General features: G+C 65.2%; 18 protein-coding genes and 2 tRNA genes. 17 read left to right on the top strand and 3 right to left on the bottom strand.

All coding sequences use genetic code 11. The features are described from left to right. Positions 1 to 10 precede the first annotated feature (10 nt). Positions 11 to 394 (bottom strand): large conductance mechanosensitive channel protein MscL, encoded by a 384-nt coding sequence (gene mscL, locus ACXR2T_RS14290; RefSeq protein WP_458816616.1) that lies wholly within the window; start codon positions 392 to 394, stop codon positions 11 to 13. A gap of 215 nt (positions 395 to 609) precedes the next feature. Here mscL and thrC point away from each other — a divergent pair, with 215 nt between their 5' ends. From thrC to rlmN, 12 genes are all read left to right on the top strand, one after another. After that, positions 610 to 2,040: a threonine synthase gene (gene thrC / locus ACXR2T_RS14285; RefSeq protein ID WP_458840104.1), complete on the top strand. Its 1,431-nt coding sequence runs from the start codon at positions 610 to 612 to the stop codon at positions 2,038 to 2,040. A gap of 62 nt (positions 2,041 to 2,102) precedes the next feature. Then, complete coding sequence (locus tag ACXR2T_RS14280) at positions 2,103 to 3,311, top strand: AI-2E family transporter (protein WP_458840102.1); 1,209 nt, start codon at positions 2,103 to 2,105, stop codon at positions 3,309 to 3,311. A gap of 128 nt (positions 3,312 to 3,439) precedes the next feature. Next, a tRNA-Glu gene (locus tag ACXR2T_RS14275) sits at positions 3,440 to 3,512 on the top strand. Positions 3,513 to 3,803: 291 nt separating this feature from the next. Next, a tRNA-Glu gene (locus ACXR2T_RS14270) sits at positions 3,804 to 3,879 on the top strand. A 147-nt stretch (positions 3,880 to 4,026) separates the two neighbouring features. Next, entirely contained in the window at positions 4,027 to 5,091 is a 1,065-nt protein-coding gene (locus ACXR2T_RS14265; protein ID WP_458840101.1) for a 3-isopropylmalate dehydrogenase, read from the top strand. Positions 5,092 to 5,121: 30 nt separating this feature from the next. Beyond that, on the top strand, positions 5,122 to 6,219 hold the full coding sequence (locus tag ACXR2T_RS14260; RefSeq protein ID WP_458840099.1) for a branched-chain amino acid aminotransferase: 1,098 nt from the start codon (positions 5,122 to 5,124) through the stop codon (positions 6,217 to 6,219). Between the two features lie 15 nt (positions 6,220 to 6,234). Beyond that, positions 6,235 to 7,023 (top strand): fumarylacetoacetate hydrolase family protein, encoded by a 789-nt coding sequence (locus ACXR2T_RS14255; RefSeq protein ID WP_458816606.1) that lies wholly within the window; start codon positions 6,235 to 6,237, stop codon positions 7,021 to 7,023. A 52-nt stretch (positions 7,024 to 7,075) separates the two neighbouring features. Further along, complete coding sequence (locus ACXR2T_RS14250; protein ID WP_458840097.1) at positions 7,076 to 8,179, top strand: carboxylate-amine ligase; 1,104 nt, start codon at positions 7,076 to 7,078, stop codon at positions 8,177 to 8,179. A 61-nt stretch (positions 8,180 to 8,240) separates the two neighbouring features. Continuing rightward, the gene (locus ACXR2T_RS14245; protein WP_458840095.1) at positions 8,241 to 9,587 is read left to right on the top strand and encodes a transcriptional regulator; all 1,347 of its coding nucleotides are present in this window, start codon (positions 8,241 to 8,243) and stop codon (positions 9,585 to 9,587) included. Positions 9,588 to 9,742: 155 nt separating this feature from the next. Further along, positions 9,743 to 11,266 carry an acetaldehyde dehydrogenase ExaC gene (gene exaC, locus ACXR2T_RS14240; RefSeq protein WP_458816600.1) on the top strand — a complete coding sequence of 508 codons (1,524 nt, stop codon included), beginning with the start codon at positions 9,743 to 9,745 and terminating at the stop codon, positions 11,264 to 11,266. Between the two features lie 254 nt (positions 11,267 to 11,520). Further along, positions 11,521 to 11,958 (top strand): DUF779 domain-containing protein, encoded by a 438-nt coding sequence (locus ACXR2T_RS14235; protein WP_458840129.1) that lies wholly within the window; start codon positions 11,521 to 11,523, stop codon positions 11,956 to 11,958. A gap of 56 nt (positions 11,959 to 12,014) precedes the next feature. Beyond that, positions 12,015 to 13,367 carry a dual-specificity RNA methyltransferase RlmN gene (gene rlmN / locus ACXR2T_RS14230; RefSeq protein ID WP_458840093.1) on the top strand — a complete coding sequence of 451 codons (1,353 nt, stop codon included), beginning with the start codon at positions 12,015 to 12,017 and terminating at the stop codon, positions 13,365 to 13,367. Positions 13,368 to 13,499: 132 nt separating this feature from the next. Here rlmN and ACXR2T_RS14225 read toward each other — a convergent pair whose 3' ends face one another. Then, positions 13,500 to 14,579 carry an aminotransferase class V-fold PLP-dependent enzyme gene (locus tag ACXR2T_RS14225; RefSeq protein ID WP_458840091.1) on the bottom strand — a complete coding sequence of 360 codons (1,080 nt, stop codon included), beginning with the start codon at positions 14,577 to 14,579 and terminating at the stop codon, positions 13,500 to 13,502. Between the two features lie 93 nt (positions 14,580 to 14,672). Between ACXR2T_RS14225 and ACXR2T_RS14220 the strand changes: the two genes are divergently transcribed. The 5 genes from ACXR2T_RS14220 (at position 14,673) to ACXR2T_RS14200 (ending at position 20,291) form a co-directional block, all read left to right on the top strand. After that, on the top strand, positions 14,673 to 15,629 hold the full coding sequence (locus ACXR2T_RS14220; protein WP_458816594.1) for a LysR family transcriptional regulator: 957 nt from the start codon (positions 14,673 to 14,675) through the stop codon (positions 15,627 to 15,629). Further along, positions 15,626 to 16,939, top strand: a complete 1,314-nt coding sequence (locus tag ACXR2T_RS14215; protein WP_458816592.1) for an MFS transporter — start codon at positions 15,626 to 15,628, stop codon at positions 16,937 to 16,939. Before ACXR2T_RS14220 ends, ACXR2T_RS14215 begins: the two co-directional genes overlap by 4 nt. A 72-nt stretch (positions 16,940 to 17,011) precedes the next feature. Continuing rightward, complete coding sequence (gltX, locus tag ACXR2T_RS14210) at positions 17,012 to 18,562, top strand: glutamate--tRNA ligase (RefSeq protein WP_458840089.1); 1,551 nt, start codon at positions 17,012 to 17,014, stop codon at positions 18,560 to 18,562. Positions 18,563 to 18,565: 3 nt separating this feature from the next. Then, a complete protein-coding gene (locus ACXR2T_RS14205; RefSeq protein ID WP_458840087.1) occupies positions 18,566 to 19,558 on the top strand; it encodes an NAD(P)/FAD-dependent oxidoreductase in 993 nt (330 codons plus the stop codon). Beyond that, positions 19,551 to 20,291: a queuosine precursor transporter gene (locus tag ACXR2T_RS14200; RefSeq protein WP_458816586.1), complete on the top strand. Its 741-nt coding sequence runs from the start codon at positions 19,551 to 19,553 to the stop codon at positions 20,289 to 20,291. The genes ACXR2T_RS14205 and ACXR2T_RS14200 overlap by 8 nt, the downstream gene beginning before the upstream one ends. A 63-nt stretch (positions 20,292 to 20,354) precedes the next feature. Here the strand turns inward: ACXR2T_RS14200 and tgt are convergent, their stop codons facing one another. Next, on the bottom strand, positions 20,355 to 21,695 hold the full coding sequence (gene tgt / locus ACXR2T_RS14195) for a tRNA guanosine(34) transglycosylase Tgt (protein WP_458816583.1): 1,341 nt from the start codon (positions 21,693 to 21,695) through the stop codon (positions 20,355 to 20,357). Positions 21,696 to 21,876: the final 181 nt, after the last annotated feature.

The following is a 21,876-nucleotide window of genomic DNA, read 5'->3' as shown; positions in this document are numbered from 1 at the left end:
TCAGTTCAGGCTAGCTCTTTTGCTGCGCACGCAGCAGATCGCGAATCTCAGTGAGCAGCTCTTGCTCGCTGGGGCCGGTGGCCACCTCTTCGGGTTCGGTCTTGCGCATCCGGTTCATAGGCACGACGAACACAAAGTAGACGACGGCCGCGACGATCACAAAGTTGAGCAAGGCCCCGAGCACCGCGCCAAGCTCGATCGCGCCGCCGCCGGGCAGCGGGATCATGAGTGCTGTGTCGAGCGAGTCGGCCTTGAACACCATGCCAATGATGGGGGTGATGAGCGAGGTGACGACCCGATCAACGACAGCGTTGAACGCTGCGCCAATGACGACCGCGACCGCGAGGTCGACGACGTTGCCGCGCAGCAAAAACTCCTTGAATCCCTTGAGCATGTGATCTCCCAGCTGTTTTCGTAGTGTGTGTGCCGCCGCCCCGCGCGTGTTTACGCGAGTGCGTTGTTGCACACGATAGCGCGCGGGCAGCGGTGCGGGCGTGATGAAACGCGAGAAAATCGCGCCTTGGTGTTACATGAACGCCTGGCAGCGCGGCTAATGGCAGAATGAGTCATGTTGTCCCGATTCTCGGGGAGCGATCCAAAGGAGCACAGGTGAAGTACTTTTCCACCCGCGGCGGCATGACGCCCGCATCGTACGGCGAGATTCTCCTCGAGGGGCTTGCCACCGACGGCGGACTCGTGGTTCCTGAAACCGTTCCCACGGTTTCCGCCGCGCAGATCGAGGCGTGGCGGGGGCTCAGCTACCCGGCGCTTGCCACCGAGGTGCTCGGCCTCTACGCCACGGACATCGCACGCGCAGATCTCGCGCGCATGTGTGAGGCCGCTTATAGCGCCGAGAACTTCGTGCACGAGGCGGTCGTGCCCGTGACTCACCTCGAGGGCGAGATCTCGCTCGTTGGGCTTTCAGAGGGGCCCACCCTCGCGTTCAAAGATATGGCGATGCAGTTTCTTGGGCAGGCGCTCGAGCACGTGCTCGCGGGTGCAGACCGCGCCCTCAACATTGTCGGCGCCACCTCGGGTGACACCGGCTCGGCCGCAGAGTACGCCCTGCGGGGCAAAGCTGGCATTTCGGTGTTCATGCTGTCGCCGCAGGGCCGCATGAGCGACTTTCAGCGGGCGCAGATGTACTCGCTCACCGATGCGAACATTCACAACATTGCCGTCGAGGGCGTGTTTGACGACTGCCAGAACCTGGTGAAGGCACTTTCGGGTGACCTTGAGTTTAAGCGCGAGCACGATCTCGGCACGGTCAACTCGATCAACCTGGGCCGTATTTCGGCGCAGATGGTCTACTACTTCTGGGCGTGGCTGCGCGCCACCGATCAGGTCGCAGAGGCTGATCGCGGGGCGTACAAGGTGTCGTTCACTGTACCCTCGGGCAACTTCGGCAACATCTTGTCGGGGCACATGGCACGCGCGATGGGGCTGCCCATTCGTAAGCTGGTGCTGGCCGCGAACGAGAACAACGTACTCGACGACTTCTTCCGCACCGGCGTGTACGCACCGCGCGCTGCCGCCGACACCTACCTCACTTCGAGCCCCTCGATGGACATTTCAAAGGCGTCGAACCTCGAACGCTTCATCTTCGACCTGCTGGGCCGAGACCCCGAGCGGCTCGCCGCCGCGTGGCGCGAACTCGACGAGACCGGCCGCATCGACCTCACGGCCGAACTGCCTCGCTTCGTGGCAGAGTTCGGTTTCGCAAGTGGCACATCGACTCACGCCGACCGCGTCGCGACGATCCGCTCGGTGTATGAGACGACCGGTACACTCATCGACCCGCACACCGCCGACGGCGTGAAGGTGGCGCGCGAGCATGTCGAGGCGGGCGTGCCGATGCTCGTGCTTGAAACCGCGAAGCCCGAGAAGTTTCCCGAGATCGTGTTCGAGGCGACCGGCGAGCGCATCGGTATTCCCGCGCACTTGGACGGGCTGCTCGAACTGCCGCAGCACGTCACCGAGATGGGCAACGACGAAGAGGCGCTGCGCGAGTTCGTCGCGCAGCGTGCCACCAAGCGCTAACCGATAGACGCTCGGGCACCGCGCTGCCTGTGCCAGGCCCTGAAAACCGGCGAAAGGTCACCATGTTCTTCCGAAGAAATGATGCTGAAACTGCACGCCGGCTCGCGCGGCTCGAAGCGGCCGCGGGCGTTGCACCGGCGGGCGAAGATCGATCCGGATCGACGCCCGCCGCCGGGCCTGCCGGGTCTGCCGGGCCTGCGCGCGGGGCGTGGGGCGACACGTTCGGCATGCTCGCCACGCGCTCGCTGCAGATCATCATCGTGCTGGCGCTCACCGCTGGCGTGATCGTGGGGCTCAGGTCACTCACGACCGTCGTGATTCCCATCTTGCTCGCGCTCATTTTCGCGAGCACGTTTACGCCCGTGATGGGGTGGCTGCGTGCGAGAAACGTGCCGTCGCTGCTCGCAACGATCTTGGTGCTGTTCGCGATCATGCTGATCCTCACCGGGATCGGCTGGCTGATCGTGTGGGCCGTTCGTGACCAGTGGGATGACCTGTCTAAGCAGGCGCAAGAGGGCTTCGACCAGGTGGTTGCCTGGGGGCATGAGCTGCCATTTTGGCCCACCCCCGAGCAGCTCAAAGACTGGCAAGACAGCATTACTGGTTTCTTGACGAGCTCGCAGTTTGGCTCGGGGGCGCTCGCAGGCGTAGGGGCCGTGACCAGTTTTGTAACCGGGCTTGTGCTGCTGGTGGTCGTGCTATTTTTCTTCTTGAAAGACGGGCCGCAGATCTGGCGCTTCTTGCTGCGCCCGTTTCAGGGGGAGGCGCTAGGTCGAGCCGAGCGTGCGGGGGCCAAAACCGTGCAGACGCTGGGTTCCTATGTACGCGGCACCGCGGCTGTCGCGGCCGTCGACGCGATCGGCATCGGCATCGGCCTTGCCATCTTGCAGGTGCCGCTCGCGCTGCCGCTGTCGGTGCTCGTGTTTGTGCTCGCGTTTATTCCGATTGTGGGAGCGACCCTCGCCGGCACGCTCGCGGCGCTTGTCGCGCTCGTGGCCAACGGCCCGATTAGTGCAATCGTGGTGGTGGGCGTCGTAGTTCTCGTGAACCAGCTTGAGGGAAACTTCTTGCAGCCGGTGCTCATGGGGCGCGCGCTCAAATTGCACTCCCTGGTGATCTTGCTTGCGTTGACGATTGGCACGGTGCTCAGCGGCATCTTGGGGGCCGTGCTGTCGGTGCCGATTGCTGCCGTAGCGTGGGGCATTATCAAAGTGTGGGACGGGCCAGACACGCCTGCGCGCCCGTTTCGGCCGCAGCCCAGCGCAGAATGATTGATTGCGGGCGGCGGGGTTCGGGCCGACACTCCCGGGGTTCGGGGTGCGATTTGCTGGTCGCCCCCGGGGTGTGTAAAGTTATGACCTGTTGCCGGTGATGCGAAAAGCACAGCGGTAATGCGTTCGGCCCCATCGTATAGCGGCCTAGTACGCCGCCCTCTCACGGCGGTAACGCGGGTTCGAATCCCGCTGGGGTCACCGAACACGAAAGCCTCACCCTCGGGTGAGGCTTTCGTCGTATCTGTGGAAGTGTGCACGGCCGCGTGTCAAGAGGTGTGCACGGTTGTGTGTCAAAACGACGAGACGGTGCGATAAGTGCGCGTTTTTCGTACCGATTCGTCATTTTGATACAGTCTCGTGCTTGCTGCGGCGCAGAGTGACGCGCGAAGTGACACGCGGAGCGTGCGCCCCAGTTTTTTGTACGGCGGCAGAGTGTGTCAAAATATATCTTGTTGCAAACGTGAAGTAATTCACTGCAACACAGCGTTTGGCCCCATCGTATAGCGGCCTAGTACGCCGCCCTCTCACGGCGGTAACGCGGGTTCGAATCCCGCTGGGGTCACCAAACGCGAAAGCCTCACCCTCGGGTGAGGCTTTCGTTGTTTCTGGGGTGTTATTGCGCGCGGCCCGCCTGGGCCACGTGCGGGTCTGCAGTGAGGCGTACGAGCAGTAAGCTGGGGGAGTCTAGTTTCAGCACGAAGAGGAGCGCTCAGTGGCCCGCACGATTAAACTCGCAGTCATTCCCGGCGATGGGATCGGTGTCGAGGTCACCGAGCAAGCAAACCGCGTGCTTGACGCCGTGCTTGCTGGCGGTGAGGTCGCTCTCGAACGCACCGAGTTCAAACTCGGGGCAGAGCGATTCCTCGCAACCGGCGACACTCTGCCGGCCGAAGAGCAGCAGGCGATTGCCCAGCACGACGCAATCCTGTTCGGCGCCGTCGGCGGTGTGCCAGGCGATGAGCGCTTGAAGCACGCCAACATCGAGCGCGGCTTGCTGCTCAAGCTGCGCTTCGACTTCGACCAGTACGCCAACGTGCGCCCCTGCACACTCTTCCCGGGTGTCGCTTCGACCCTCGCCGAGCCCGGTGACGTCGACTTCGTCGTCGTGCGCGAGGGCACCGAAGGCCCGTACGCGGGCAACGGGGGCACGCTGCGTGGCGGCACCCCACACGAGGTCGCGACCGAGGTGTCAGTGAACACCGCCTTTGGTGTCGAACGCATCGTGCGCTACGCCTTCGACATGGCTGCGAAGCGCCCCCGCAAGAAGCTCACCTGGGTGCACAAGACCAACGTGCTCGTGCACGCGGGTGCCACCTGGCAGCGAGTCGTAGGCATGGTCGCCGCACAGTACCCCGACATCGCTGTTGACTACATGCACGTCGACGCCGCCACGATTCACATGGTGCAAAACCCGGCCCAGTTTGATGTGATCGTGACAGACAATCTCTTTGGTGACATCCTCACCGACCTTGCCGGCGCCATCGGTGGCGGCATCGGCATCGCGGCATCGGGCAACATCAACCCCGACGGCGCGTTTCCGAGCATGTTCGAGCCGGTACATGGCTCGGCGCCCGACATTGCCGGGCAGCAAAAAGCCGACCCGACCGCAGCGATCCTGTCGGCGGCCATCATGCTCGATCACCTTGAACTGCCCGCTGAGGCCGAGCGCGTACGCGCCGCTGTGCGCGCAGACCTCGCCTCCCGCGGCACCGCCGCTCGGGGCACGAGCGAGATCGGCAATGCCGTGATCGCCGCGCTGCCCGTGCGCGCTGCCTAGCTCAACTGAAAACTTTGTAGGAACCCACACATGACGACACTCAGCTTTTCTCACACTCCCGCGACACCCCGGCCTGCCGCCGAGCGTGAAGCCCTCTTGCAAGACCCTGGATTCGGCGACGTGTTCACCGATCACATGGTCTCGATCGAGTGGACAAAGGACGCGGGCTGGCAGAACCCGCAGGTTTTGCCCTACGGCCCCATCTCGATGGACCCGGCCTCGTCGGTGCTGCACTACGGTCAAGAAATCTTTGAGGGCCTCAAGGCATACCGCCGCCCCGACGGATCAATCGTCACCTTCCGCCCACGCGCCAACGCCGAGCGCCTCAACGCCTCAGCGGTACGCCTCGCGCTCCCCGAGATCCCAGAAGACCTGTTCGTGCAGGCTGTTCATGAGCTCGTCACGATTGACGCGGACTGGGTACCCGGCGGCCACGACCAGAGCCTCTACCTGCGGCCGTTCATGATCGCAGACGAGAGCTTCCTGGGCGTACGAGCTGCCCAGCGCGCACGGTTCATGGTGATCGCCAGCCCCGCGGGCCCCTACTTTGCGGGCGGCGTGAAGCCTGTCTCGATCTGGCTTTCGCAGACCCTGGCACGCGCGGGCCGCGGCGGCACGGGCGCAGCGAAGTGCGGCGGTAACTACGCAGCCTCGCTCGCCCCGCAGAACGAGGCGACCGCCAACGGTTGCCAGCAGGTACTGTTCACCGACTCGGCGACCGTCGACACGATCGATGAGCTGGGCGGCATGAACCTGTTCCTGGTGCGGGCCGACGGTTCGATTCTCACTCCCGCACTCAACGGCAACATCCTCGACGGCATCACCCGTCGCAGCCTGATCCAGCTGGCGCGCGATCGCGGGCACGCGGTCGAAGAACGTGACGTTACGGTCAGCGAGTGGCGCGAGGGCGTTTTGAACGGCACGATCACCGAGGCGTTCGCGTGCGGCACCGCCGCCGTGATCACCCCGATCGGTCAGTTGAAGGCGAAGGACTTCACAATCGACTTCGGTGACGGCGCCCCGGGAGCTCTCACGATGAGCCTGCGCGAAGAACTCACGGGCATTCAGTTTGGCACCCACGAAGACCGGCACGACTGGCTCGACGTGATCGTGCCGGCAAAGGCATAAGCGTAAGGGGCAAGTATGAAGATCGCACGCTACCTGCACGAGGGCGAGATTTCGTTCGGCATCGTTGACCGTGCCGAAAACGGCGACGGGGTCGAACTGGTCGAGCTGCACGGCGACCCGATCGTGGCGGGCTACGACACCACCGGGCGCCGCGTGCCGCTCGGCGAGGTGCGGCTGCTCGCCCCCGTGATTCCGCGCTCCAAGGTGGTGTGCGTGGGCAAAAACTACGCCGACCATATTGCCGAGATGCGTGAGGTCACGGGCGGCGAGGCAACGCCCGAACCGTTGCTGTTTCTGAAGCCCAACACGTCGGTGATTGGGCCTGACGAGACGATCGTGCGGCCCGCGATCTCAGACCGCGTCGAACACGAGGGTGAACTTGCGCTCGTGATCGGCGCGGTCGCCAAAGACGTGTCAGAAGAAGACGCACTGAAGTACGTCTTCGGGTTCACCTGCGCCAATGACGTGAGCGCCCGTGACCTGCAAATCAAAGATGGCCAGTGGACCCGCGGCAAGGGGTTTGATACGTTCTGCCCGCTCGGGCCCGTCATCGAAACTGATCCGGATCTCGCCGACGCCCGTATCGTCACGCGCGTCAACGGCGAGGTGCGGCAAGACGGCCGCACGTCACAGCTGATCCATTCGCTCGCAAAGATTGTCGCCTACGCTTCGCAGGCGTTCACGCTACTGCCGGGTGACGTGATCTTGACGGGCACACCCGCGGGGGTCGGGCTGCTTGAAGCGGGTGACACTGTCGAAGTAGAAATCGACGGTATCGGTACGCTGCGCAACACAGTTCGCTAGAGTTCACAGTGGCGGCCAGGAGGCCGCCGCGCACCTACGGAAGGTGAGCGTTATGACCGCTCGCACCCCCGCCGCCCCCAGATTTGGGGTCGAGGAGGAGTTTCTGCTGCTCGACCAGACGAGCGGGCTGCCGCGCGACGGCGCGGTAGAACTGATTCGCGCGATACCCGAGCTCAGATGCGAACACGAGTTCTTTTATTCACAGGTCGAAACAGCGACATCGGTGTGCGAGACCGCGGCGACGGCGCTCGAAGAGCTTGGCGAGTTTCGGCGCCGGGCCTCAGCGGCCGCCGGCAATCAGGGCCTTGTGCTCGCGGGCTCGGGGCTGCCGCCCGTCGGCGGCAGCCAGCCGGGCCGCGTCGTCGAGAAGCAGCGCTACCTCGACATCGGCCGCACCATGCGCGGCATGGTGACGCGTTACTACTCGACCGGCACACACGTGCACGTTGAAGTGCCCTCGCGCGACGCCGGCGTCGAGGTGTTCGCCCGTATTGCAGCGTGGTCGCCGGTACTCGTGGCGCTCACGGCGAACTCGCCGGTCTGGCTAGGCGGCGACACAGGCTACGCCAGTTGGCGCTACCTGTCGATCCAGCAGTGGCCCAGCTCGGGGTACCCGCCCAGCTTTGCGAACGCCCACGAGTACGACACGGTCGTGCACGACCTTGTGCGGGCGGGCGCGTTGCTCGACCCGGCGCTCGTCAACTGGTCGATCCGGCTCTCAGATAAATACCCGACGATCGAGCTGCGCACCGCAGACTCGCAGCTCACGAGCGCCGACGCGGTCGCGTTCGCGCTGATCGTGCGGGCGCTCGTGGCTCGTGCGCTACGCGAGCGCGATGCGGGTGAACCGTTCGAGCGCGTGCAGCCCGACGTGCTGCGCGGCGCGCACTGGATCGCCGCGCGCAACGGGCTCGGGGCCGACCTCGTGCATCCGTCGCTGGGGGAGCCGCGGCCAGCGTTCGACGTGGTCACGGCGCTCATGGACTACGTTTCAGGCGAACTCGATGACGCGGGTGACCTTGCGATCGTCGAACGGTACCTCGAGCGGCTGCGCGCGGCGGGTGGGCCGGCGCAGCGGCAGCTCGAGGCCTGGCGCAACGGAGGAGCCGCGGGCCTGCTGCACCTCTACCGCGCAGCGCACGAAATCTCCGCGTAGTCCCCGCGCGCGTCCCAGCTCGGCTACGCTCGTGTGCAAGGCTGCGACGAAGGAGCACGAGATGAGCGACTGGCGAGCGCTAAAGGCGGGCGAGAGTGTGCGCGATCGACGTGCGCTGCTTGAGCGAGCGCACGAAGCGTTCATTGCTGATGGAGCCGCCGATCCCGAGCTGTTCGAGCGGTTCGCCCAGTTGCGTCCGATCGTGCTCGCCTCCTGGCTCAGGTCACACGAAAATACGATTGATCCGGATCATGCCCCGGCCCGCGCGCAGCTCACGCCGCAGGCCCTCATCGACCTGCGCGCCACTCACCCGATCGGGCGGGTGCTGCCGGTTGTCGAACGACTGCTTGTGCAGGAGGCGCAGGATTCGGGCTTCATCGTGGCCGTAGGTGACGCCGCCGGGAGACTCTTGTGGATCGATGGCGAGCATCGCATGCGCTCGCGCGCTGAAGACATGGGTTTTGCGGCTGGGGTCGACTGGTCAGAGGCGGCCGTGGGCACGAGCGCGCCGGGCAGCGCGATCGCGTTGAACCATGCGATTCAGGTCATGGGGGCCGAACACTACGCACGCGCCGTGCATGAGTGGAGCTGCACGGCCGCCCCCGTGCACGACCCCGAGAGCGGGTCGATTCTCGGCGTGATCGATGTCACCGGCGGCGATGGGGCAGCATCGCCGCACCTGATGCCGCTCGTAGAGGCGACGGTCGCGGCCGTGCATGCCGAGTTGAAACTGGAGTCACTGCGCGCGCTCATCGAACGCGAGCGGCAACCCGTCAAGCGACGGCCGGTCGCGCGCCCACGCTCAGCGACGGCGCCGCGCAAACTCCCGCCGCGCCTCGTGACGCTGGGGCGAGAGCAAGCAATTCTCGAGTTTGCGGGCGCGCCGCATCAGATCGGCGGGCGGCACGGTGAAATACTCCTCGCCCTTGCAGCGGCGCCCAGGGGACGCAGCGCCGCTTTGTTGGCGGGTGATGTCTATGGTGATGACCGGCAAGAACAGACCCTGCGCGCCGAGCTCGTGCGTCTGCGTAAGTGGCTCGCCGCCCAAGACCTGCCGCTCAGGCTTGAATCGCGGCCATACCGGCTCGCGGGGGAGCTGCGGGTCGACGCCCTCGAGGCGCTCGAAGCGCTCGAGCGGGGCGCCCACAGGCTCGCGCTTGCCGCCTACGAGGGGCCTGTTTTGCCGGGCTCTGACGCCCCCGTCGCGAATCGGTTGCGCGAAGATGTCGACGCGACGCTGCGTGAGGCGATGCTGCAGCAAGCAGCGGCAGAGGCGCTGTTCGAGTACGCGCAAAATTGGGCGCAGCACGACATCGAAGTGTGGCAGACCCTGCTGCAGGTGCTACCGCCGCTGTCGCCGAAACGGGCGCGAGTTGTCACAAAGCTGGGTGAGCTGCAGCGCGAATAGCGGGCTCCCGCGCGTGTGTGGTGCGCGTGTTGTGCGCATGTTGTGCGCGTAGATCACGCATGCAACGCGTATGCAACGTTGCGCTGCGTATGGTGTCTGCCACGGGCTCGCAACGCGCGGGCTCGCCACCGACAACGTTGTCAGAGGAGACCACCATGACTGTGTACGCTGCGCCGGGAACACCCGACTCCCTGGTGAATTTTAAGAGCCGCTACGAGCACTACATTGGGGGCCAGTGGGTGCCGCCCGTGAAAGGGCAGTACTTCGAGAACATCACTCCCGTCACGGGCAAAGCGTTCTGCGAGGTAGCGCGAGGCACATCAGAAGACATCGAAGCCGCGCTCGACGCAGCCCACGCCGCCGCGCCCGCCTGGGGCAAGACCAGTGTCGCCGAGCGCGCCAATATTTTGAACCGCATCGCAGACCGCATCGAGCAGAACCTCGAAATGATCGCCGTCGCCGAGACGTGGGATAACGGCAAGGCCGTGCGCGAGACCCTCAACGCAGACATTCCGCTCGCGGTCGACCACTTCAGGTACTTTGCGGGCGCAATTCGTGCGCAGGAGGGCGGCATTTCGCAGGTGAACGATGACCTCGTCGCCTATCACTTCCAGGAACCCCTCGGCGTCGTTGGCCAGATCATCCCCTGGAACTTCCCGATCCTGATGGCGACGTGGAAGCTCGCCCCCGCGCTTGCAGCGGGCAACGCGATCGTGTTGAAGCCTGCAGAGCAGACTCCCGCCTCAATTCTCGTACTGTTTGAACTGATCGGCGACCTGTTGCCGCCGGGAGTCGTGAACATTGTCAATGGATTTGGCGCTGAGGCCGGTAAGCCGCTCGCGTCGAACAAGCGGATCCGCAAGATCGCGTTCACCGGCGAAACCACGACCGGCCGCCTGATCATGCAGTACGCCTCAGAGAACATTATTCCCGTGACTCTGGAGCTGGGAGGCAAGAGCCCCAACATTTTCTTCGACGACGTGATGGCGAAGGACGACGCGTACTGGGACAAAGCGCAGGAGGGGTTCACTATGTTTGCCCTCAATCAGGGCGAGGTGTGCACGTGCCCGTCGCGCGCGCTCATCCAGGAGTCGGTCGCCGGCGACTTCCTTGACGCCGTGGTCGAGCGCACACAGAAGATTACGCGCGGAAACCCGCTCGACACCGACACGATGATGGGTGCTCAGGCGTCGAACGACCAGTTCGAGAAGATCAAATCGTACCTCGACATTGGCCGCCAGGAGGGGGCACAGATTCTCACGGGTGGTGGCGTCGACGACATCGGCGGCGAGTTCGCGGGTGGCTTCTACATTCAGCCCACCATCTTTCGTGGCACGAACGACATGCGCATCTTCCAGGAGGAGATCTTTGGACCCGTGGTGTCGGCGACCACCTTCACCGACTTTGACGATGCCATCCGTATCGCCAACGACACGCTCTACGGGCTTGGAGCCGGGGTGTGGAGCCGCAACGGCAACACGGCCTACCGTGCGGGTCGGGCGATCGAAGCCGGCCGAGTGTGGGTCAACAACTACCACGCCTACCCCGCACACGCAGCGTTTGGCGGGTACAAGTCGAGCGGCATCGGCCGCGAGAACCACCTGATGATGCTCGACCACTACCAGCAGACGAAGAACCTGCTCGTGAGCTACAAGGAGAGTGCTGACGGCTTCTTCTAAGCCGCTCGTTGGCGCAGTAGAAGACCCTCGGCGGGGGGGGGGGGGGGGGGGGGGCGCGCCCCCCCCCCCCCCCCGCCGCCGGTTCACAGGCCCTAGCGTGGCATTCCCCGCACTCGGGCGTAGCATTGAGATTGGGCGGCAGTTTGGCCGCGAAGGAGATGAAGATCGTGTCTGAATCAACTGTCAATATTGAGGCTGCCAATACTGAAGAGGCCTGTGCCTTACCCGCTGCTGAGACCGTCAAATCGGCCGACATACCGGGCTGTGTCGCCGCCCGTGCCGAGGTGCCGGGTGAGACGGTGAGCCGGCTCGCGTTTACGCCCGCGGCCATTGCGCTGATCGACAAGCTGTGGGCGATGCACGGCCCGCTCATGTTTCACCAGTCCGGCGGCTGCTGCGATGGCAGTGCGCCCATGTGTTACCAGGCCGGCGAGTTTCGCACGGGCGGCCAGGACGTGCTGCTCGGCACGCTCCAGCTCGCGCCGCTGGGCGGCCCGGGGGCGCAGGCGGGCGCGGATCCGGATCAAGCGGGGCAAGAGCCGCGCTTGATCCCGTTCTGGATGTCGGCAGAGCAGTTCGCCGTGTGGGCGCACACGCACCTGACGGTAGATGCGGTGCCGGGCCGCGGCGGCGGGTTCTCTCTCGAGGCGCCCGAGGGGCAGCGCTTTTTGATCAGGTCGCGGCTGCTGTGACGCACCGGATCAACCGCTCAGCGGGCGCCACGGGCCGCATGCGACAATAGAGCACGATGGATCCGAACAAGCTCAACCATGGCCCGGCCGCGCTACCTCCGAAGCAGGATCAGCCCCCCAAGTTGATTAAGACGCGCCCGCGCGGCTCTTCAGCGCCGCCCGAGGCACAGTCCAGGCCGCAGGTGCGCCCCAAGACCGAGGGGTGGCAGCAGCTTACCAACCCTGATGGCCGGCCGACGCTGCAGTTCGCTTCGCCGCGTGTCAAGCAGCCCGACACGCATCTCGCCGATATGACACTCGCTGAGCGTGAGGCGAAGGTCGTAGAGATGGGGCTGCCAAAGTTTCGGGCAAAGCAGCTGTCAAAGCACTACTTTGAGCACCGCACGACCGACCCGGCCGAGATGACCGACCTGCCCAAAGACCGGCGCGAGGAGCTGGCGGAAGTGTTCTTTCCGCCGCTGCTCACCGAGGTGAAGCGGCTCGTCACCGACGACGGTGACACGGTCAAGATGCTGTGGCGGCTGTTCGATGGCGCGCTCGTTGAGTCGGTGCTCATGCGCTACCCGGGCCGCATTACGCTGTGCGTGTCGAGCCAGTGCGGCTGCGGCATGAACTGCCCGTTCTGCGCGACGGGCCAGGCGGGCCTCACCCGCAACATGTCGACCGCCGAGATTCTCGACCAGGTGGTGCAGGCAAACCGCATCATCGCTGAGGGCGGGCTCGGTCGCAAGCGTCGCGCGGGTAACGGCGCCGAACCCGAGCGCGTCAACAACATCGTCTTCATGGGCATGGGCGAGCCGCTCGCGAACTACAAGCGTGTCATGAACGCCGTCAAGCGCATGGTGGCGCCGTCACCCGAGGGGCTCGGCATGTCGGCCCGCGGCATCACGGTGTCGACGGTGGGGCTTGCCCCCGCGATTCGTAAGCTCGCGGACGAAGACCTCGCGATCACGTTTGCGCTGTCGCTGCACGCGCCCGACGATAAGCTGCGCGACGACCTGATCCCAGTGAACAGTCGGTGGAAGGTCGAAGAGGTTCTCGACGCCGCGTACTACTACTACGAGAAGACCGGCCGCCGCGTCTCGATCGAGTACGCCCTCATTAAAGACATGAATGATCACGGCTGGCGCGCCGACCTGCTCGCCGACAAGCTCAATGCGCGCGGCCGCGGCTGGGTGCACGTGAACCCGATTCCGCTCAACCCCACTCCGGGGTCGATCTGGACCTCGTCGACCCGCGAGGTGACGCGCGAGTTCGTCGATCGGTTGAACGCCGCGGGCGTGCCGACTACGCTGCGCGACACCCGGGGTAAAGAGATCGACGGTGCCTGCGGGCAGCTCGTCGCGTCAGAAGAAGACAAGCGCGAGGCAAGAGAAGCCGCAGCGGCCGAGGCGGCCGCACGCGCGTAGCCGCACGCGCTTCGCGTCATCCTGTGTACGCTTCGCGTCATCCTGTGCGACGGAGGAGTCGCAGGATCCATTGCGCATGGATTCTGCGAGTCGCTTCGCTCCCGCAGAATGACACAGGAGGGGGCGTGAGCCTTATGGCAGGCGCACGCCGTGCAGGGCACGGGCTAAGAGCTCGACGTCGGCCTCGGTGTTCCACAGGTGAAAGGCTACGCGGGCGTTACCGAGTCTGCCCGACGCGGTGATGCCACCTGCTCGTAGCGCAGCAAGGGCTGCGCCGTCTGGGTCACCCCACGTCACGATCGCCGAGTTCGAGGCGGGCAACCCGAGTACCGTGCGGGCCGCGTTTGCGAGCCCCACGTCGTGGCGCTGCACTTGCGCGGGATCGAGCGCCGCGATCAGCTCGAGCGACGCGAGTGTGCCGCCAATCAACGGCCAGGCGGGGGAGAGGTCGAACCGGCTCGCATTCTCGGCGAGCGGGGTGTGCCCCGCGTAGCAGGACTCCCACACGTTCTCGGCCGAGCACCAGCCCGCTGCGATGGGCACGAGGGTGTCATCGAGCCCGTCACCCACGGTCATAAACGCCGTGCCGCGCGGCGCACACAACCACTTATAAGCGTGACAGACCGTGTAGTCGAACAACGAAGCGGGCACGGGCAGCCAGCCGAGGCTCTGCGTAAGGTCGGCCAGCGTGCGCGCTCCCACGCGCGAGGCCGCGGCGAGGAGCGCGTCGTGGTCGGCCACCTCTCCGCTGGCCGACTGCACGAGCGAGAAAGCGACGAGCGCGGTGCCCGGGGTGATTGCGGCAGCCAAGTGTTGAAGCGGGGCGTAACGTACGCGCACCCCCCGGTGTCTTTGCTGCTCAAACGGATGGGTGAGCGACGCGAAGTCACCCGCGACACAGACGACCTCGGCACCGTCGGGCAGGCTCGCGGCGATCACCGACACCAGCTGCGAAGTCTGTGACCCGATCGCCACCCGTCCTGCCGCGACCCCGGCAATGCGGGCGAAGGCGTCGCGGCAGGCCGCCACCTCGACACCGATGGCCTGCGGGTCATGCGAACCCGTTGCCCACGCCTGCGTGAACTGATTCATCGCGGCGAGGGTCGCGTGTGGCGGTAGCCCTGAGGTGCAGGCCGACAGGTATCCCGGGGCATGCGCAAACTCTGGTGTGACCTGCGTGAGGGGCGTAAAACTGGTGGCGACGGTGCTCATGGTTCGAGCGTAGGCGACCCTTGAATATAATGAAACCGAATCATTCTTATTAATCGTTTCACTATCTATTATGTTTCGCGTACAATCGTGAGCATGACTTCACCCCGCAGCACCGACCCACTCGGGTCAATCGACTCCACTGAACTGCGCATCTTGCACGCGCTCGCTACGACGGGATCGCTCACCGCCGCCGCCGCGAGTCTGGGCCTGAGCCAGCCCGCCGTGAGTCAGCGCATCAAGCGCGTTGAGACCAAGCTCGGGGTGCCGCTCATTGAACGCAGCGGCCGCGGCATTAGGCTCACCACCGCGGGCAATATTTTGGCCGATCACGGCCGCACGGTCGTCGCCGAGATCGACGCCGCAATTGCCGCGATCGACGACCTGCGCGGCGAGCGGGCGGGCACGCTGCGACTCGTGGGGTTCCCCTCGGCATCGGCCACACTCGTACCCGACTTAATGCGCAGGCTCGCGGCAGAAGCACCCGACGTGGCCCTGCAGTACCGCGAGGCCGAACCGCCCGAGGCGACTTCAATGCTGCGCGACGGTGAGGTCGACTGCGCGCTGATCTTTGACTACGAGGGCGCCGCCGAGCTGCCCGCCGGGAGCGCATTTACGCCGCTGTGGCGCGAGGAAGTGCGGCTCGTCGTGTCGAAAGAGCGCGGCTGTGACCCGGCGCTAGATCGAGCAAAGCTTGAAGATTTTGCGGCCGACCACTGGATCGCGGGCTGCGAAAAGTGTCGCGGACACCTGCTCACAGCCGCGGCAGAGGCAGGGTTTGACCCCGACATTATTCAAGAGACAGACAACGTGCCGGCCATGCTGGCGATGGCCGCCGCAGGCGGGGCCGTGGCGCTCGTGCCGGGGCTCGCGCTGGCCGCGGCTAGATCGTTGCCCGATGACGCCCGCGCCCTTGAGCTCGAACCCCCGCGCCACCGCACGATCGGTCTCGTCGCAATGAACACGGCTAATGAGAGCCCGCAGGTGCGGCTTGCTAAGCGACTCTTCGCTGGCGTCGACGGCGCAAAGTGGCACTTGGAGCCGGTCGCGTGACGGCCACGCTCACGCCCACCCACATTGTGCGGCTGCAGCGCCGCACGATCGTCGTGCTCAGTGCAGCGACGATTCTGGGGGGCCTCGGCGTTGGCGCAGCCCTCTCGGTCGGATCGCTGCTGCTCGCCGAGGTGAGCGGCAACGACGCAATCTCGGGCCTCGCCTCAGCCATGTTCAGCGCGGGCACCGCGGCCGCGGGCGTGCCGCTCGCACGCGTTGCGATGCGCCACGGCCGCCGCCGGGCGCTCGTGATTGGCAGCCTGGTGGCGTTTGCGGGCGCCGTCGTGGCGATCATCGGTGCAGCGATCGGTGTGTGGCCGGTGCTCGCACTCGGCCTCGGCATGCTCGGCGTCGCGAGCGCGGTGCAATTGCTGTCGCGTTTCACCGCCACCGATCTTGCGGCGCCGCGGCGCCGCGCGCGTGACCTGTCGCTCGTCGTCTGGATGATCACCGTGGGGGCCGTGATCGGCCCCAACCTCATCGGCCCTGGCGAGGTCGTGGGCAATGCGCTCGGCGTGCCGCCCCTCGCGGGCGTCTTCGTGTTTGCCTGCGCAGCCCAGGCCCTCGCCGCGCTCGTCAACTGGCTCGGGCTGCGGCCCGATCCGCTGCTCACCGCCCGCGAGCTCACGGCCATCGAGCTCGCCGCCCAGGGCGCCAGCGAGCCCGGTGCGCCGCAGGGCAATGATCCGGATCACGGGGCGGCAAGCGCCGCCGCGCCGCATACCTCGCGAGTCACGATCCCGCACACCGCCACGCGGGGTGCGCAGGTCGCGGTGATCGTGGTGATCGCGGTGGCCCAGATTTTGATGGTGGGCCTCATGGCGATGACCCCGCTGCACCTCATGCACACGGGCGGTACCGCCGAGATCGTCGGCCTCACCCTCAGCCTGCACATCGCGGGCATGTACGCGCTGTCGCCCGTATTTGGCTACACCACGAACAAGTTCGGCCGCATGCCGACGATCGCCGCGGGTCTTGTGACCCTCGGGATTTCGGCGTGGCTCGCCTACGTGGCGGGTGACTCGCACCTCACGGTGCAGGTCTCGCTCACCCTCTTGGGTGTGGGCTGGAGCGCGGTCACGGTCGCAGGCGCCGTGCTGCTCACCGACATCACCCCAGAGCACGAGCGACCCAAATGGCAGGGGCGCGCAGACACCTCGATGAGCGCGGCGGGCGCCGCCGCGGGAGCGCTCGCGGGGGTCGCGTTTGCGATCGGCGAGTTTCCGCTCCTCGCGCTCATCGCAGGTTTGGTGCTCGTGGGCGGTGTGATCGTCTCCTTGAAGCTCTGGCGCGTGATCGTTCGATCGTGAGCGTACGGCGAATCTAGACACCCTGCGATCGCGCGCAGCCCGAACGCGCGAGCAACGACTAGACTGGACCCGATGTCTGAGACTGCTGCCCCCAAGTTTTCCACCGCGACCGGTTCTGACGTGCGCGTACGCTTCTGCCCCTCACCCACGGGTACACCACACGTGGGAATGGTGCGCACCGCCCTGTTCAACTGGGCCTACGCGCGCCACACCGGCGGCACCTTCGTGTTTCGTATCGAGGACACCGATGCAGCGCGCGACAGCGAGGAGAGCTACGCTCAGATCCTCGATTCACTGCGCTGGCTCGGCCTTACCTGGGACGAGGGCATCGACGCGGGGGGCGAGCACGGCCCCTACCGCCAGTCGCAGCGCGGCGAGATCTACCAGGGCATTATCGAACAGCTGCAGGCCGCCGGCCACCTCTACGAGAGCTACTCGACCGCCGAAGAGATCGACGCGCGCAACATCGCTGCCGGCCGCCCCAAGCAGCTCGGCTACGACAACTTTGACCGCAACCTGACTGACGAAGAGCGTGCCGCGTTTCGCGCCGAGGGGCGCCAGCCCGCACTGCGTTTTCGGGTGCCCGACATCGATCTGTCGTTCACCGACCTCGTGCGCGGCGACATCACGTTCCCGGCCGGCTCCACGATCGACTTTGTCGTCGTACGTCCCAACGGTGCACCGCTCTACACGCTCGTAAACCCGGTCGACGACGCGCTCATGGGCATCACCCACGTACTGCGCGGCGAAGACCTGCTGTCATCAACGCCCCGCCAGATCGCGCTGCACTCGGCGCTCGTCGAACTGGGCATCGAGGCGGCTATTCCGCAGTTCGGTCACCTGCCATACGTGCTGGGCGAGGGCAACAAGAAGCTGTCCAAGCGCGACCCCGAGTCGAACCTGCTGCACCACCGTGCGCGCGGGTTTATTCCCGAGGGGCTGCTCAACTACCTGTCGCTGCTGGGCTGGTCAATCGCTCCGGATCGCGATATCTTCACGAGCGCAGAGATGATCGCAGCGTTCGACGTCACCGACGTGAACCCCAACCCCGCGCGCTTCGATCAGAAGAAAGCCGATTCGATCAACGCCGACCACATTCGGTTGCTCGGTGAAGAGGATTTCGGCACGCGTATTCTGCCGTACCTCATTGCGGGTGGCTCGCTGCCCGTTGAGCCGTCGGCCGCGCAGCTCGAGACCGTGCGCCTGGCTGTTCCCCTCGTACAGAGCCGCATCACCGTGCTGTCAGAGGTCAACGACATGCTCGGGTTCCTCTTCACCCAGGCAGCTGCGCTCAGCTACCAAGACGACGCGCTGAAGTCACTCAAGGGTGACTCAACGGCAGTGCTCACCACGGGAACCGCCGCACTCGAAGCGATCGAGGCTGCAGACTGGAACACCGAGGCGATTCAGACTGCGCTGCAGTCGGCGCTCATCGACGGGCTGGGGCTCAAACCCCGCGTGGCATTCGGGGCGCTGCGCGTCGCTGCCTCGGGACGTCGCATCTCACCGCCGCTGTTCGAGTCGTTTGAACTGCTCGGCAAAGAAGAAACCCTGGCCCGGCTGGCAAAGCTCACCGCATTCTTGGCTGAGCAGGCGGCCGCGAAAGCTGCAGACGAGGAGTAATCCATGACGGCGGGTGCGAATGACCTTCCCATTGGCGTCGCGATCATCGGTGGCGGCCCGGCTGGGCTATCGGCCGGGCTGCAGCTGGTGCGCGCCAACCGGCGCATCGCCATTCTCGACAGTAATCGCCCCCGCCACTCGGCGACCCTGCAGTCGCACGGGTTTCTGACGCGAGATGGTGCATCACCGCTCGAACTGCGCAGGCTCGGGCGCGAAGAGTTCGAGTCGTACTCGACCGCGCAGTACGCCCAAGCGATCACGCGATCAGTGGAGCGGTTGAGCGAGCGCGAGGCGCACGCCGTCGGCTTTCCAGACGGCATCGGGTTTCGGGTGCGCGGCACCGGGATCCGGGGATCGGGCGACGCCGAGTTCATTGCCCGCCGCGTACTGATCGCAGCCGGGCTCACCGAACAGCTGCCGCCGCTGCCCATGATTCGCGCTTACTATGGCACTGCGCTGCACAGCTGCGTCGAATGCGATGGCTTCGAGAAAACCGACAAGCCGCTCGTGCTGATCGGTGAAACAGCCGACCTGTTCGCGCGGGCGCTCTTGATTAGCCGCTTCAGTTCAGACCTGATCGTGTTTACCAACGGAGCAGACACGATCCGGCCCGAACAAGAATCGCAGCTTGCCGCGATTGGGATTCGCGTCGAGCGGCGCGCTATCGACGACATCGTGGGCGAGAAAGCCGACATGACCGGTGTGCGGCTCGCCGACGGAGAAGTCATTCCTCGGGTCGGTGGATTTGTGCGCCCACGCTGGAGTGCGCCCGTCGAGTTTATGGGCGACCTCGAGATTGAACGAGACGGGTGGGGACTCGTGGTGGTCGATGACCGCGGCGAGACAAGCGCGCGCGGTGTCTATGCCGTGGGCGACATCGTGCCTCCCGGCCCGCAACAGCTCATCATTGCCGCGGGGAACGGTGCGCGAGTGGCGGCCAAGCTCAATATGGACATGATCCGCGGCGCGCTCGGAGTGGGGATGATCGATGACTGACACGACGGAGCTGAGCATGGGCCGAGCTGATACTGAGGGGAACGGATACCTGACTCCGGGCGCGCGGTCGGCGCAACGTGGGTCACGCTACGCTACGATCTCAGCCATCTTCGTAGGCATTCTGCTGATCTCAAACGTGGTCGCCGTGAAGCCGATTGCGTTTGGCGAGATATCGCTGGGCAACGTGTCACTGCCTCTCGTGTTTGACGGCGGCGTCTTTTTGTTTCCGCTCGCCTATGTGCTCGGCGACGTGCTCGCTGAAGTCTACGGGCTGAAGGCGTCTCGGCGGGCGATCTTTGCGGCCTTCGGGCTCGCGCTCATTGCCTCGCTCACGATCCTGCTCGTGCAGGTCTCGCCGCCCGCGGCAGGCTGGGACAATCAAGAAGCGTTCGCTGCAGTGCTCGGGTTTGTGCCACGCATCGTCGCTGCCAGCCTCGCTGCGTTTCTCGCGGGTCAGCTCGTCAACGCCTGGGTGCTTGACCGGTTGCGGCGCCGCACCTCGGGGCGCTTTCTGCGCACCAGGCTTATCGGCTCAACCATCGCGGGGCAGCTGATCGACACGCTATTGTTTTGTACGATCGCGTTCGCCGGCATTATCACCGGTGTCGATTTCGTCATGTATGTCGTGCTCGGCTATGTCGTCAAGGTTCTCGCCGAGGTCGTACTCTTGCCGGTAACGACGCGCGTGATCAAATTCGTGCGCGCGGCGGAGGAGCGCGAGCTCAAAGCCTGACCCGCTGGCATAGCAAAGGCCGCCGCTCCTTGGGAGCGGCGGCCTTTGGCGATCCGGCGCAGATTAGGCGCGCGCTACCTGCAGCGCACGTGCCTTCTCTGCCGCCTCGCGCGCGAACTCGACACCGTACTGGCGACCCAGAACCTCGTCGCGCAGCTCGGCAAAGGTGCCATCGATGATGCTGGCCCGGATCCGGTCGACGAGGCGCACAATGTAGCGCTCATTATGGATCGTGGCGAGGGTGGAGGCGAGCATCTCTTTCGCTTTGAAGAGGTGGTGCAGGTAGGCGGCCGTGTAGTTCTCGCACGTGTAGCAGTCGCACTCTTCGTCAAGCGGGGCGAAGCGGCGACGCTGGCCCGCGGACTTGGCGTTGATGCGTCCATTGGGGGAGTACATGCTACCGCCGCGAGCCTGACGCGACGGGGCCACACAGTCAAAGGTGTCGGCGCCCGCGGCGATGCCCGCAAACAGATCATCGGGTTCTGAGATGCCGAGCAGGTGCCGCGGCTTGTGCTCGGGCAGCTCATCGCTCACCCAGCCTGTGATGGTGCCGAGCTTGGTCTTCTCGAGGGCGCCGCCAATACCAAAACCGTCAAAAGTTTGGTGGGGCGCACGGTCGCCGGTCATGGCGGCGAGCCCGCTCGCGGCCTGGCGACGTAGATCCTCATACTGCGCTCCCTGCACGACACCGAAGAGCGCCTGGTAAGGACGGTGAGATCGCTCCGAGGTTTGGGCTGCGTGCTCATCGAGGCACCGCACTGCCCATCGTGCGGTGCGGGCTACAGAGTCTTCTTGGTATTCCCTCGTGTTGAGGAGCGTGGTGCACTCGTCGAAGGCGAAGATGATGTCGGCGCCCAGCTGGTGCTGAATCTGCATAGACACCTCGGGTGTGAAACGGTGTTTGTCGCCGTTGATAAAAGACTTGAACGTCACGCCGTCTTCGTCGACGTGCGCGAGCCGCTCTTTCGTCTTCGCGATCACGTCGGTTGTCGCGTGATCGTGCTCGGCCATGGAGATCACCTTCTTGAAACCGACACCGAGTGACATCACCTGAAACCCACCCGAATCGGTGAACGTTGGGCCACTCCAGTTCATGAACTTACCGAGCCCACCGGCCTCGTCGACAAGGTCGCTGCCTGGCTGCAAGAACAGGTGGTACGCATTTGCAAGCACAGCCTGGCCGCCGAGCTCACTCACCTTGGCGGGAAGAACCGCCTTCACCGTGGCCTTCGTTCCGACGGGAATGAAGGCTGGGGTCTGTATGTCACCGTGGGGTGTGCGGATCGTGCCGGCGCGGCCGAGTGGTTGGTCTTTGCTGCCGCGCGCACCGCCGCTTTCGAGGCGATGATCGACGGCAAAGGAGAAATCCGCGGGGGAGGGCGGCTGGGTATGGCTCGTAGTCACCCGTCCATCTAAGCAGGCGGCGCATGAAAGAACGGGCTATGTAGGTGAACAGACGGGAGCCGACACGCCCGGCGCTGGGGCTCGGGTTGCCCTGCGGGGCGGGACTGCGTAATGTTATCTCTTGTCGCCGCAACGAAGCCGGGCCGCAGAGCGGGCCGGCTGAATTAGCTTGCGGTAAACA

It is taken from the genome of Leucobacter faecis (assembly GCF_054456635.2).
This window is presented reverse-complemented; position numbering and strand designations above follow the sequence as displayed.